The following is a 14,007-nucleotide window of genomic DNA, read 5'->3' on the forward strand; positions in this document are numbered from 1 at the left end:
TCACGCACCCTCCTTGAGCGCGTCGGCGGCGATGTGCTCGAAGCGGCGGTCGTACAGGTCCTCGGCCTTCAGCGGCTCGTTGCCCGTCTCGGCGGCCAGGATGTCGATGGTCTCCTGGTGCCGGGCGATGACGTCCGTCCAGTCGGACGGGATGTCGGGCTCGCCCGACTGGTCCACCAGGTACCGGCCGTCGTCGGCGTTGAGTCCCTGGTCTTTGACGTAGTAGCCCTCGATCCACTCCTTGGGGTGCTCGTAGACCCAGCGAGTGGCGCGCGCCCACGCGGCGACGTACTCGCGGATGGCGGCCGCCTTGGCCGGGTCCTTCAGCGTCTCGGCGCGGACGTAGAGGTGTGCGGGGTCGTCGCGCAGGCCGTGCTGGATGGTGGTGGCGCCGTCCTTGCCGAACTGGCCGGTGTAGCGCTTGATGTTGACGCCGCCGATCGGCGCGACGTCCACCTGGCGGGACGCCAGCGCGTTGGGGTAGACGTCGCCGGTGCTCGGCAGTTCGACCAGTTCGACGTCGTCCTTGGTGAGCCCGGCCTTCTTCAGCACCCTGAGCACCAGCGCGCCCTGCGCCTGGCCGGGACTGTAGGCGATCTTCTTGCCGCGCAGGTCGGCCAGGCTCTTGACCTGGACGCCTGGCGCGATGCCGAGCTCGTAGATGGGGTGGCCGATGGGGTCCTTGCGGAACTTGGCGGCCACGATCTTCACCGGCAGGCCGGTCCAGGTGGCGTGGATCGGCGGGATGTCGGCCACTGCTCCGACGTCGAGCGCGTTGGCCCTGAAGGCCTCGGTCGTCTGCGGGCCGCCGCTGATGTTGGCCCACTCGATGTCGAACGAGAACTTGTCGATCTCACCGGACAGCTCCAGCGCCACCTTGGTCGACGGGTCTCCGACGATCAGCTTGGTGCCTTGCGGGACCGCGGTCGGCAGCGGCGCCTGCGCAGGCAGCTCGGGCCCTGAGGACTCTTGGGCGGCACCCGGCGTGCAGGCGGTCAGGACCAGCGCGAGGAGCGCGGCGAGCACGGGTCGTAACGAGGACGTGTGGTAGGGGCCCTGGCTCATGACCACGAAGGTACGAGCGCCAGGACCAAAAGTCAACATTTCCTACCAGGTTTACATGATTTTGTGCCGGCGCAGGCCGTGAGCCGGGAGCGACGGCGGTGCGAGCACGCGCCGCTGGAGGGTGCTTTCCCGCGGCGGTCAGCGGTTGCCGGCGATGCGGCGGAAGTCCTCGAGGCTCTGGCGGAAGAAGGCGTGGTCGCTCTCCAGCTTGGCCCTGGTGAAGCGGCCCGGGTCGGCCTCGCGGGCGGACCTGCCCATATCACTCCAGAACGCCTCGGGCGGCAGCTCGGCGGCGCCCTCAGGCAGGAACTTCAGCGCCTCGGCCATCGCATCGGCCGCGAAGGTCCAGTCGGCCTCCACGGCGCGGAACCGCTCGGGATCGGGCGGGCCCGCCACGTAGTGAATCTGGCCCTCCAGGGCCCGGCTCGCGTACGTGCCGCCGACCAGCACCCACTGGCCGGCGTCCAGCAGCTCGGACACGCCGGTGCCGAACGTGACGCCCGACCGCCTGGCCGCGTGCTCGCCCTCGTACGAGACCGGCACCTCCACGCCGCCCGCCCGCACCAGCCACCCGTCCGGCACCTCGATCACCGACGCGCCCGCCGACCCGCCGGCGACCGTCAGATCGAGGTAGATGCGGGCCTCGGCCAGCGAGCGGGCCGTGGCGCCGTCAAGCATGCCGAGCCGCCAGATCCCGGTAGGAGTCACGGACGATCAGCAGCCGGTCGAGCTGGAACCTGCCGGGCTCGGCCGCCCGCATCTCCCGGCCCCGCTGCGACCAGAACGCCTCATCGGGCACCTCGTCCGCGCCCGGCGGGATGAACTTCACGACCTCCTCGACGGCCGCGGTGGCGACCGCCAGCGTGCGGCGCGCCTCGTCCGCGTCGTCCACCGGCACGTTGCCCGCCGACAGATCCGCCACCCACAGCCACTCCCCCGCGTCGAGCAGCTGCGACGGCTCCTCGCCCCCGAACGTCGGGTAGCCCGACGGCATCACCGGCCGCTCCGGCAGGCCGAACAGGTATTCGCGCCGCCTGCCGCAGTCGTCGCAGGCGCCCCAGTAGCGGCTGGCCAGCCCTCCGTCGACGGCGACCAGGCCGTTCTCCCAGGTCGTCTCGACCGCGCCGCACTCGCACGGGTGCAGGTCGAGGTACAGATGCGCCTCATCCCTCGTCCGCGCTACCGCGAAGGCCATAACCGTCCTCTCCTCGCCGTTCTCCTATGATGCCCGCACTACGCGACGGCCCGCTCATACCCGCATCACGCGGCGGTCGGTGTCACGCCGCTCGCGGAGGCCGCAGTGGCACGGACCGGTCTCCGGGCAGTGGCACTTCGCGTCCGGCAGCCTGCGGGCACCGGCGGAGGTCTTGCGCCCCTCCTCCAGGAAGACGCGCGCCCCCTCCAGGCGGTCGCCCCTGCCGCCCGGCCGCGGACCGGCGAGCAGCCGGGACAGCTCGGCGGCCACCGGGGCGGGCACGAGGTGCATCGGAGCGGCGGCGGCCAGGTCGTACAGCACGCCGAGCCGCGCCCGCCGCTGCGCCGCCGTCGCGGCCCGCACCTGGCGGGCGGCCTCGACCAGCGCCGCGACGTGCCGGTACGGCTCGGGGGGCAGGCCCATCGCCGCCGCCAGGGCTCCGGCGGTGGCGGCCGCGGCGGCCCGCTCGTTCGCGCCGACCGTCTGCAGCCCGTCCACCTGGAACGTCACCACGCCACCGCCCATCGGCCCCGCGGCCCCGCCCGCGCCGTGCACGCCGGACGAGCCCGCCCCGCCGTTCGCCGAAGCCGCGCCGCTGGACCGCACCGTGCCGTTCGGCGCGCCCTGGCCGGCGGGTGAACCGTCGGCGTTGCGGTGAGCGACGCCCGTGTAGGGTGCCTCGCCGTTGCGGTGAGCGCCGCCGGCGGGGAAAGCGGTGTTGTGGCGGGCGGCCCCCGCGTACGGAGTCGCGGCGTTGTGGTGGGCGGGGGCCGCCGGCTGGGCGGGGATGGTCAGGGCGGGCGGGCGGATCTCGATGGCCAGGGGCGGGCGGCCGGGGAGCTGCACGTCGATCAGGCCGGGGCCCAGCACCCGGGCCTTCGCGCCCATGAGCGCGGCGGCTCTGCCGGCCGCGTTGGCCGCGGCCAGTTCAGGCAGTCCCGGCTCGCCGCGCAGCGCCGCCACGTGCTCAGGGGCCAGCTCGCCGGCCCGGGCCAGCGCCGCGAGCTTCGCGGTCGCGCCCGGCTGTCCCGGTGCCAGACCGGCCCGCTCGGCCTCGGCCCGGATCGCGGCGGCCGCCGCGGCGGCACCGGACCGCCCGCCGCCGGACACCGCACCGGGCGACCGGCGCGCGGTGGGGCGCCCGCTGAGCGCATCGGCCAGCGATGCGGCGGGCGAGCCGGGAGCGGCACCGTTCAGGGCGGCGGCCAGGGAGGGTGCGGCCGGGTGCCCGTTGGCGAGCGTGTCGATGAGGTCGCGCAGGCGGGCGGCGGCCGCCGCGTCCGCGTCGCTGACCCGCGCGCCGTCCACGGCCGGAGGGCCGGACGGCGGGTGGGTGGGCCAGGGCGGGGGCGGCGGGGTGTGGCCGCGTCTGCGGATGTCCGTGGCGACGGCGTCGATGGCGGCCGCGAGCGTCTCCCTGAGCCGCGGGTCGGCGGTGGCGCTCCACCGGCGCGACAGGTGGGCGTGCTCGTTGAGCCGGGGCACCAGGCAGTGGTCCGCGCCCTCCTTCTCGGGCGACAGCGACTCCCTGATCGTGCCCTGCGGCCTCCCTGCCGCCTGGGCGGCGCGTTCCTGGGCGATGTGCGAGAGCTCGTGGACCAGGACGGTGGACACCATGTCCGGGTGCACCCGCGGGGCGACGAACGTGATGTGCGGGTCCTCGGCGGTGCCGGCGTGGAAGTCGGTGCGCCCGATGAATCCGTCGCCGGGGTTCGCGGCCACCACCCGCACGTGCTGGTCGGCGGCCCCGGGCAGCCGCAGGACGAGGCGGTCGTCGCCGGTCCAGCGCACGTCGGCGACGGCCCCGCCGAAGTCGGCGGGGGCCGGCTGATGGCCGCGCATCTCGGCGACGGTGAGGTCGGGCTCGCCTTCGGGACGGGCCGAGGCGCCCAGCGGGCTGCCGGGCAGCGCCTCTTCGTTCGCCGACGCGGGCGTGCTGTGGGAGGTGGTGACGGCCGGCGATTCCGACTCCTCGACGACGACGATCTTCCAGACCGGTTCCGGTGCCGGGGGCAGGGCGCCGCGTTCGGCGAGCGCGGCCGAGACCTGGTCGGTGAACGTGCCGGACACCGGCGAGGTCAGGAAGACCTCGCGCAGGTTCAGGTTCTGCTCATCGGCCGCCTCCAGCAGGTGAGGCGGCAGCGTGGAGAACGCCTCGGCGAATCCGGCGTCACGGTGGGTGTTCCGCCCGGCGTCGTCGCTGCGCACGGTGCCGTCGGGAGCGGCCAGGTAGTGGTGGAGGCCGTCGGGCTCCTGCACACGGACACGGGCCACCGCGCCGCGCTCACGGGCGGCGACGCGGGCGTCCTGGAGGACCTGGATGAGCCCTTCGCGGCCGGGCTCCGGCGTGAACCCGAACGTGGGCAGCCCGTCGAGCGGCGCCGCGATGCGGACGCCCGCCTCCATCCTGGCCTGCAGCTCGTTCAGCTCCTCACCGGACAACGTGATCATGGCGGTGCCGCCCGTCGCCGCGGGCACGTGGACGGCCTCGCCCGTGGGCACGACGTCGCCGTCGCGCCGCAGCTTGACCCGTTCGAACGTCAGGTCGTAGTCCACCCGCACCTGGACGGTGTAGAGCTTGCCGCTTTCGAACATGCTGCGCTCGCTGCGCCCGCCCTGGTGCACGTTGACGCTCTGCGAGGCCTGGGCGCCCGCGCTGGTGCCGACGCTCAGCCCGAGCGCGCTGTTGCTCTGGGCGCCGTTCACGCCCACGGGCGTGATCCGGCCGCGGCCGACGGAGACGTTCTGCGCCTCGGCCCGCCTGTCCACCTCGCCCTTCTCGCCGTCGAACGGCCCGGCCACGAGCGTGAGGTCCGACATGCGGGCCTTGATCCTCACGTCCACGCCCTGGTCGCGGAACTTGGCCTCGGCGACGTGCGGCACCACGGCGCCGTCGCGTCCCGACATCTGTTCCAGGCCGGTGAGCAGGCCGGAGTGCGACACCCAGTCCGACAGCGCTCCCGAGCGCTCTCTGACCGCGGCCTCGCCGACCATCTTCGTCAGCTGGCGGCTGATGGCGTCGTAGAGCGTGGGCCGGTCCGGATCCTCGGTCAGGATGTCGGGGAAGAAGCCCGGCTCCAGCTCGACCGCGCGCGGGTCGATCACGGTGCGCACCGGACCCGGGTCCTCGGCGACGGGGAGCACCATGTCACTGGGCACGTCGCGTTCGAGGACCGCGTCGTACGTGCGCCGCAGCGGCTCGCTCGTGCGCCCCATCGCGTGCACGGTCTTGCGGATCCTGGCGGCCGTGCCCGGCAGGCGCCGCTCGAACGGGATGGGCCGCACGTGGGCGGGGCGGGTCCAGACCTCGAGGACGGGCGTCATCTCCTGGGCGACCGTGGTCATGCCCACGAACCTCGCGAGCCGGAGCAACCGCATGAAATAGTTGATCTTGGTGCTGGAGAAGGAGCGGCTGCGCTTGGTGGACGCCCCGATCCCGCCGGCGCCGCCCTCCTCGGTTGCACTGTAGTCGACGCCGACGGACAGCGCGACGGAGTGCGACTCCGTGCGCGTGTGCTCACCGCCGCGGTAATGCTGGACGATGCCGCCCTGCTCGCCGGTCTGGCTCACGACCACGGCCCGGCGCGGGTCGCCCTTGGGCCTCAGCGTCGCACGGACGGTGACGATCTGCGGGGCCGCGTTGGGGCTGCTCGACTGCACGGCGTACTCGCGTATGAACCCGCGCCGCGACATCATCTCGGCGACATGGGCCTCGGAGCGGGTGTCGTTCAAGCTCACCCTGACCTGCCTGGCCAGGTTCGGGGTGGCGGCGTTGGCGCCCGGCACGGCCTCCTCGATGAGGTCGAGCGCCTCGTCCATGAGGTTGACCTCGTGGCCTTGCGCGTTCTTCACGGTCAACGACACCGGGATGCTGGCGCCCATGCCGTTGACGAACTGGGGCGCGAGGACGACCTCCTTGCGCTGGTCGTTGACCTCGGCGGCCTTGCTCAGGGCGTCATTGAGGTAGGTGAAGCCCTTACCCGGGTCGTAACGGGTGGCCTCGACCGCCGGGGCGATGACGGGCTCGAGGTCGGCGACCTTCTTGAGCGCTTCGAGCAGATCGGACGGATGGTGCCGCGTGCCGAGCCCGAGGTCCTCGCCTTGCTCGACCGCCTCCTTCCTGGCCTGGATGTACTGGGTGATCAGCGGAACGGCGACCGTTCGGTGCAGCTTCAAGTGGCCGTTGATGAAGCGGTCGACCGCGTCGGCCACGACGGCGATCGGCAGCTTCAGCTCTCCGGCGGCGAACATCTGCAGCGCGTTGTGCTCGGAGACGAGGAACACCGCGCCGCCGTGGCTGCGCAGCGTGCCGGTCTGCAGGGTGCGGCTCTCGTCTCCGGCCAGGCCGACCTTGCTGCTGCTGACGGTTGCGATCACGTCGAGCGGCACCTTGAAGCGGTATTTCCTGCCCACCGCGATGCCGAGGAACTCGGATCCGAAGATGGCGACGAGCGCGGTCAGCAGCGTCCTGGCGCGACTGCGCGAGGGCAGCGACGCGCTGCCCTCGCTGGTCGCGCCGTTGGCGTCGGAGTCGCCGACGCTGTTCGCCAGGCCGAGCAGCCAGCCCTTGACTCCGTTCCAGGAGACGCCGACGCTGCGCAGCGCGAGCGCGATGCGGCCGGAGACGGGTTCGGCGATGTCGACGAACTCCGCCTCGCCGAGCTCCGCGCGCACGTCCACCTTGACCCGCGTGGGCTTCGGCCCCCGGGGGTCGAGCACCAGGTCGTTGGAGATCGGGCCCTCGATGAGGTGACCGGCGAGGTGGTGGCGGCTCAGCATCGGCCAGAGCTGGGCCAGCGGCGCGCCCCGCTTCCTCAGCGCCTTCGGCAGCAGGCCACGGACCTTGTCGAAGTCGCTGAGCTCGCGTCCGGCGTCGATGTGTTCCAGCGTGGCACGCCGTAGGAGCTTCTTGCTCGGCTTGCCCATCGGGCCGGAGAGTCGCGGCCCGCCATCGCGGGGCATCATGTCGCCGTGCACCATCAGTATCGCCGTGATGGGGCGCGGGGCGACCAGGGGAACAGGCTTGCCATCGACGACCAGGAAGGCCGCGAGCATCGCCCTCTGCGCGATCGGTGCGGTCGGCTGGTTCTTGCCGTTCTCGTACATGTCGACGTTGTTCTGCGTCACGCCGGAGCTGGTCGTGACCGAGTACGAGGCGTCGCCGCCGCCATTCGGTTCCGCCGTGTGCGAGATCCCGTCCTGCCCCTGCGCCGGGCCGTCGGCCTTGGACAGCGAGCCGCCGATCGTCCCCGCCACCGACCGGCTCAGGCTCAGCCCGGCGCTGTCGCTGGCGATCGGAAGGCCCGTGTCCGTCTTCGTCTCCAGAGGGCCGGCGAGGGTTCCGGTGTCGCCCGGGTCCTGCAAGACGGCCAGGTACAGCATGGACTCGTCGAGAGCGCGGTTGACGCCGTGCTTCTGCAGCGGGACCATGACGCCGCTCTGAGCGAGCTGGTCGAACGCGCTGCGGACCGCCCTCTCATCCAGGTGCGACGTGATGTCGCTCTCGTTCATCCGCTGGCCGGCGCGGACGAGCGGGTTGTCGCTGTAGACGCGCTCGCCGTCCACGTTCTCAGCTACCAGCCCGGTGCTGGACAGCGCGTCGAGCACCTCGTCGGCGAACCCTTCAAGCCCGCGAACCTCGCGCACGGGCATGGGGCCCGCACCGCGCAGCCGGCCCGGCCCACTGCCGGCGAACTCCGGCAACTGTATCTTGCGGCCCGGGATCGTCTCGGGCGCCTGGGGGTCCTTGAACACCGGGCGGCCGTCGTCATCGATCTTGATCCGGCCGTCCTCCGTGACGAACAGCTCGACCGGCACGGGGTCGCCGGCGAAGAAGGCGTCCAGCACCTGCTGACGCAGCAGCAGTTCGGTACGGAACGGGCCCAGCGTCTGCGGCCGCTTGTTCTCCCGTTCGATGGTGAACGTCACCTTGGCCACCTTGCGGTAGGCCTGCGACGGACCGGTGCGCTTGTCCACCTGCGGATAGACGGCGACCTCGTTCGCCGTGGACGACGCCGACCGCGACACCGGCCTGCTGGTGCTGACGCTCGGGCCGATGGAGTCGGGCCGGTAGTCGCTCAGCGGCCCGGTGACGTCGATGTTCTTCATGGCCGCCACGGGGAGTCCGGCGGACAGCTTGCCCTCGCGCGATGCGCCGTACTCGGCCCCGGTGGTGGAGGTGGCGGTCTCGGTGAGCACCTCCTCCTCCAGCGCGTCGCGCGTCCACCCGCCGACCATACGGGTCTCTTCCTCGACGATCTCGCTGGTGGCGGTGATCTTGGTGTCGGTGACGCCCGGCACCATCAGGTCGATCGACAGGCCGTAGTCGAGGCTCTGACGGAAGCGCGTCTGCAGCTCGCGGACGACGAACTTGCGCAGGTTCTGGCGGGCGGTGGTGCCGACCTTGGTGTACTCGCCGCCGAGCTCCGCGGCGAGCGCGTCGAACGCCTCCTCCAGGCCGGTCATGCTGATGACCTCCTGGTTCGGCGGCTTGGGGCTGCGCAGCTGCGGGTCGATGGTCTGCTGGGAGGCCGGGACGGGGCCGGCGTACGAGTGCCACACCCAGAAACGCTGGGTGCGGGAGTCGCCGCGGCTGCCCTCGCTGACCCGGATGGGCGCGCTCCACGTGGCGTTCTCGCCAGAGCGTTCCTCGATCGTCCACTCGGCGACCGCGTCGAACAGCAGCGACTCGGTGCGGTTGTCCGCGACGGAACCGCCCTGGTGGAACATGCTGCCCCCGCCGGAGGACGACCAGTTACGGCCGTACTGGGCGCCGACGGAGATGCCCGCCGCCCGCAAGATGCCGGCGGTCACGCTGCCCGGCATCAGGTACTCAGCCGCCTTCGCCGTGTTGTAGTCCACGTTGACGCCGACGCTGCCGGCTTCGGTGGCGGTGTAGGTCTGGCCCGTCTGATAGAACAGGCCGACCGTCACCTGGGATGCCCGCACGGCGGGACTGTCCACCTCCACGAGGTCCGACAGCCTGAGCTTGATCCGCAGCTCGATCGCGTTGTCGCTGAAGCCGATCGGCAGCACCAGGCCGTCGCCCGCCACCGCCTTGTGCCAGTCGGCGCGGATGAGCCCTTCGAGCTCGTTCGGCGTGAACCGGTGGGCGGCCTTCTTCCGCTCCAGCAGCGCGTTGACCTCGTCGGTGAGCGCGTCGAGGTGGGCGAGCCGGCCGGTGGGCATCGCCTCGGGCAGCGAGATCTCGTCGGGCCTGGTCCGCCCCAGCGCCTGCTGATACCGCGCGTGCGCCTTCTCCGCCTCCCGCCGGGCATGCCCGATGAGGTCGGTCAGGGTGGGCTGGGCGGGATGCGGCCCGAGGCTGACGGGCGGCGCCGCGAGCAGCCGCGCGTACCGCTCGTACGCCTCCCTCGCCGCGATCGACGCGTTCACCGCGTTCCCGTACATGGCGGCGATCCGCTCGTTCCGCGCCTGCTTGTCCCGCGCCGCGCGGGCGTCCTCCGCGGCCGTCATGGCGCGCGCCTCGGCGCCGCTGTCCTTGTCCCGGCCAGCGGTCTCGGCCTTCCCCTCGGCCTCCTCGGCGTCTCTCGCGGCCTGCTGCGCGATCACCACGTGGGCCTTCTCCAGACGGCGCAGGGCCTCCTCGGCCGTCGTGAGCTGCGCGGCCGCCTGATGCAGCTCGTCGATGCCTTCGGACGGGCTGGGGATGTCGAAGCCGGTGCGCACGTGGTCCGGCCCGATCGTCCACGGCGGGGGCGGCACCTCGGCGCCGCGGGCGCGCAGGTCGGCGTCCAGGCCGTCGATGTCGATCGCCTTCTGCCGCTTCTCCGGCATCGTGGGGGCGTTCTCCCACTGCTCGAGCAGCAGCACGCGCTCGTTCCTGCGGGCGGTCACGCACTCGTCGGTCGCGTTCCGCGCCGGGCGGCCCGGCAGCATGCGGCGCAGGATGCCCCTGCGCCGGGGGCCGGCCGCCTGCCGCTGGAACGTGTCGGTGATCTCGTGCAGCCACACCCGGGCGAGCTGGTCGGCGGCGATACGCGGGGCGAACGTCACCATGTGCGGGTCGTCGGCGGTGCCCGCGCGCACCCGGGTCCGCGCCATCTCGCGCTGGCCGGGCTCGCCGACGGTGAACGTGAAGTGCTGGACGCCGCTCCCCGTGGTCACCGTCAGCGTGTCGCCGTCCCAGGACAGGCCCCGCACCTCCTGCGCGCCGTGCGCGAAGTGCCTGGCGTCGAGGGCCTGCGCCGCCTGCTTGATCTCGTCAGGGGTGACGTCGGTGTCGCGGCCGCTGTCCGTGACGTACGCGGTGCCGGGGATCGGCTGCGAGGTGACCGTCCCCGGGGCGCTGGCGTGCGTCCGCGGCGGGGCCACGCCGGTGACGTCCGAGGACAGCGCGTCGCTGGACGCGGCGAGCACCAGCAGCGCGGACGCCTCCACCACCAGCTGCGGGTGGCCGTCCACCTCTCCCGCGATCACGTCGAGCGTGCGGCGCAGGCTCGTCATGGTGTCGTTCGACAGGACGCGGAATCCGCCGTCCTGCTTCGGGACGATCACCTCGCCATCGGGGCCGATGACGGCGCCCGGGAACGTGGTCGTGAGCGCCTCCACCAGCGCCGCCCGCGCCCGCGTCGGCGCCCCGGCCTTGGACGCGGCTCCGGACGCCGCCCTCGCCCGGCCGCCCTGGTCCGCGGCGGGCTGCCCGGCCTGTCGGTCCGCCGGCAGGCCGGCCTCCTGGTCGGAGGTCGCCGTGCCGTTCGTACCGGGCGGCTGAACGGTGTCGCCGTCCGTCCGGCTGGTGGACGGGCCGGTCGGCGCAGCGGCCGCCACCACCGGCTGGGCCGTGCCCTCGGCAGCGGGGCCCTGCACGGTGCTCTGCTGCTGAGCGGTGACCGACTGCGGCCGGCCATCGGCGCGCGGGGTGGCCGGCTCGCTCGTCGTCGTCACCGTGTTCGCGCTGGTCGTGTCCCCCGCCGGCGTGCCGGTCGGGGTGCCGGTGGCCGTGCCGGCGGTGGCGGGGTCGCTGGGCGTGGCGGCCGACGGCGCGCCCGGCGCCTGCCCGCCGGCGGGCTGCTGGGAGGCCGTGCCGGGCCGCGGTGCGGAGGTCGCGTCCGGCTCCGGCGCGGTGGCCGCCTGCGGCTCCTGCGCGGTGTCCGCCTGAGAACGCGCCATGTCCGCCTGAGAACGCGGCGTCCCATCCGCCTGGAGTTCCTGCGCGGCGTTCGCCCGCGGGTCGGTGGCCGCCTGCGGCTCCTGCGCCGAATCCGCCTGCGGCTGCTGGGTCGTGCCCGCCTGCGGTTCCGGTGCGGTGGCCGGCTCCTGCTGCGGCGCCGTGTCCTGCTGCGCTGTGTCCTGCTGCGCCGTGTCCTGCTGCGCCGTGTCCTGCTGCGGCGTGCCGGTGTCCTGGCGCATGCCGGAGGTGGTGCTCGCCGGGGTCTGGGCGTCCGCGGCGAGCCGAGGCGCGGTGTCCGGGGTGGTGCGCGCGGGCTGCCGGTCGGGGGCCGGCTCGGGGGCGTCGTCCTGGTCCGGCTGCGGGGTCCGGACGGGGTCCGGGGTGACCGGCTGGCCGGGAGTGCGGCGGCGCTGCGCGGGGTCGGCGTCGGGGACGCTGACGCCCGGACGGGACGCCGAGCCGGACGAACCGGCGGAAGAACCGGCCGTGCTCGCCGTGCGCTGCGCGGGAACGGTGACCGGCTCGGACGTGCGCGCGCCGCCGCCCATGCCGGGCTGGTTGCCGCCGGGGCCGGCCGGCGTGACGACGGGAGCGGAGGGGTCGGCGGACGGGCTGCCCCCGCCCGCCCAGGCGGCGGCGCGGGCGGCGTCGGTCCGCGCGGCGGCGTCGTAGGCGGAGGCCAGGGTGGCCGTCGGATGCGCAAGCGCCAGGGCCACGTCCGGGTTGAACGGGCTGATCGTCCCGGTACGCCCCACACCGCCCATGAAGGCGCCCATCATGGACTCGGCGGTGAACGGGTTCTGTAACTCCCCGTACACCAGCGCGTTGCCCATGAAGCTGCCGACCGGTGAGGCGATCACGTTGGTGGTGCCCGTCGCCAGCGCCCGTCCCGCGAACCCCGGCACCAGGTGGGTGACTCGCGAGATCGGCCCTCCGACCGCGGTCCCGGCGAGTCCACCGCCGCCGCCGGCGACCGTGGCCATGGTGATCTGGCGCCAGTCGAAGCCGTCCCGGGTGCCCTTCTGCTGCTGGAGGTACTGGGCGGCGAATTCGATGAAGAACTCCTCGCCCATCTCCTCGATCAGTTCCCTGCCGAGCGGCGAGGCGAGCACCCGCAGCAGCAGCGCCCGCCCGGTCGCGCCGCTCAGCACCGCCACCTTCGCCAGCTGGGCCGCGGCCATCTTCTGCCCGGCGGCGCCCACCAGCCTGGTCAGGATCCGGCTGATCGCCGTGCGCGCCGCCAGCGCGTACGGGCCGATCAACGGGGTCGAGACGCCCGCGCTGAAGAACGACACCAGCAGCGTGATCGCGATGGAGATCACCGTCACCCAGAAGGCCACGTTGATGGACAGCTTCGAGTACTGCGTCTGCACCGCGAAGTTGCTGGTCTGCACCGCGAAGGCGTTCGCGGTGTAGCTGACCCCGGTGATGCCGCTCTCTTTGCTGTACAGCTCGCGCGCCCGGCGCACGAACATCGCGGTCGCCGGCGCCGCCCATCCCGTGACGATCGTCCGCACCGCCGTTCCGGCGGGTTCCGCGGAGGAGATCGCGCCGTCCGACAGCGCTGCGTACCGGCGGGCGAGTTCGGTCAGCCTGGCCTCGCTGGCCTCCGGCCACGACTGGCCGGCCGACAGCATGGGGAGCAGCCAGTGGTTCACCCAGTCCGGCAGCGATTCGGTCTCCCAGACGGGCAGGACGTCGTTGCCGATCTCGACGATCTGCTTGTGCGCGGACTGCCCGCCCGGGGTCTGGATGTTGTAGTTGGAGTCGCCGTTGACGTTGGAGTCGCCCGAGTACGCCATGGACCCCGTCTCAGACTTCCCGCGCCATGCGGGTGAGGTCGTGCCGGATGTCGGCGTCCGTCTGCAACGTGTTGTCGATCGCGGCGCGCAGCCGGTCTCCGGCGTCCACGAGCTGCTCGGCCAGGTGCCTGGCCTGGCGGACCATCTCGATGGGCCCGCCGTCGCCGCAGTGGGCCTGGTAGAAGGCCTGGCCCTCGGCTCCGCCGCCCCACGGCGCGGTGTTCAGGTACGACTCGACGTCGTCGGCGAGCTTGGGCAGGGTCCTGGAGACTTCTTCGGCGGTCGTGGACCAGGCCGTCATGCCGCGGTCCACGACGGCCTTGGAGACGTAGGCGCCCGACCAGTCCTCGATCACCGGTCACCTCCGATGCCGTCGGCGAGCTGGGCCATCACGGCCTCCACGTCTCCGTCGAGGTGGGCCTTGAACTGCTCGGGCGGGATCACCGGCTCGAAGATCTCCATGACCCGCTGCTGGGCGGCCTCCGCGGCCTTGCGCGCGGTCGCGGCGATCGTGTCGGCGAGCGCCCTGGCGTCGGGCCGGCGGTAGATGCGGGGGTCGAGGTCGAGGCGGATAAGGTCGCCGCGCGGGCCGACGGTGACGGAGACCAGGCCGTCGCTGGAGGTCTCGGTGACCTGCACCGCCTTGGCCTTGGCGTGCAGCTCCAGGCCTTGCTCCTGCAAGCGGGTGAACGTCTCGCGCAGCTCGTCGGCGTATGCCCGCATCGCGGCCACGTCCGGCTGTTCCGAAGCCCCCATAACCCCCTCGCTACCTTTGCCCATGTGACGCCACATGTGCCTAAGAGGTCAGTTTC

The 14,007-nt window shown here is 73.0% G+C and carries 6 protein-coding genes; all 6 read right to left on the reverse strand.

The genetic code is table 11. The features are described from left to right. Window positions 1–1,065: an ABC transporter substrate-binding protein gene (locus ACGFIM_RS04840; RefSeq protein WP_393194673.1), complete on the reverse strand. Its 1,065-nt coding sequence runs from the start codon at window positions 1,063–1,065 to the stop codon at window positions 1–3. Window positions 1,066–1,203: 138 nt separating this feature from the next. Then, complete coding sequence (locus ACGFIM_RS04845; RefSeq protein ID WP_393194676.1) at window positions 1,204–1,743, reverse strand: hypothetical protein; 540 nt, start codon at window positions 1,741–1,743, stop codon at window positions 1,204–1,206. After that, on the reverse strand, window positions 1,736–2,260 hold the full coding sequence (locus tag ACGFIM_RS04850; RefSeq protein ID WP_393194679.1) for a hypothetical protein: 525 nt from the start codon (window positions 2,258–2,260) through the stop codon (window positions 1,736–1,738). The genes ACGFIM_RS04845 and ACGFIM_RS04850 overlap by 8 nt, the downstream gene beginning before the upstream one ends. Before the next feature lie 54 nt (window positions 2,261–2,314). Then, entirely contained in the window at window positions 2,315–13,195 is a 10,881-nt protein-coding gene (locus tag ACGFIM_RS04855) for a hypothetical protein (RefSeq protein WP_393194682.1), read from the reverse strand. Between the two features lie 10 nt (window positions 13,196–13,205). Further along, window positions 13,206–13,550, reverse strand: coding sequence for a hypothetical protein (locus tag ACGFIM_RS04860; RefSeq protein WP_393194685.1), 345 nt, complete (start codon window positions 13,548–13,550; stop codon window positions 13,206–13,208). Then, on the reverse strand, window positions 13,547–13,951 hold the full coding sequence (locus ACGFIM_RS04865) for a YbaB/EbfC family nucleoid-associated protein (protein ID WP_393194688.1): 405 nt from the start codon (window positions 13,949–13,951) through the stop codon (window positions 13,547–13,549). Before ACGFIM_RS04865 ends, ACGFIM_RS04860 begins: the two co-directional genes overlap by 4 nt. Window positions 13,952–14,007: the final 56 nt, after the last annotated feature.

The sequence above is a fragment of the Nonomuraea sp. NPDC049309 genome (assembly GCF_043196965.1).
Lineage (GTDB): Bacteria > Actinomycetota > Actinomycetes > Streptosporangiales > Streptosporangiaceae > Nonomuraea > Nonomuraea fastidiosa.

Excerpts from the sequence above, each read along its gene's own strand:
- ACGFIM_RS04840 (WP_393194673.1), bottom strand. The coding sequence starts at position 1,065 with ATGAGCCAGGGCCCCTACCACACGTCCTCGTTACGACCCGTGCTCGCC.
- ACGFIM_RS04845 (WP_393194676.1), bottom strand. The coding sequence starts at position 1,743 with ATGCTTGACGGCGCCACGGCCCGCTCGCTGGCCGAGGCCCGCATCTAC.
- ACGFIM_RS04850 (WP_393194679.1), bottom strand. The coding sequence starts at position 2,260 with ATGGCCTTCGCGGTAGCGCGGACGAGGGATGAGGCGCATCTGTACCTC.
- ACGFIM_RS04855 (WP_393194682.1), bottom strand. The coding sequence starts at position 13,195 with ATGGCGTACTCGGGCGACTCCAACGTCAACGGCGACTCCAACTACAAC.
- ACGFIM_RS04865 (WP_393194688.1), bottom strand. The coding sequence starts at position 13,951 with ATGGGGGCTTCGGAACAGCCGGACGTGGCCGCGATGCGGGCATACGCC.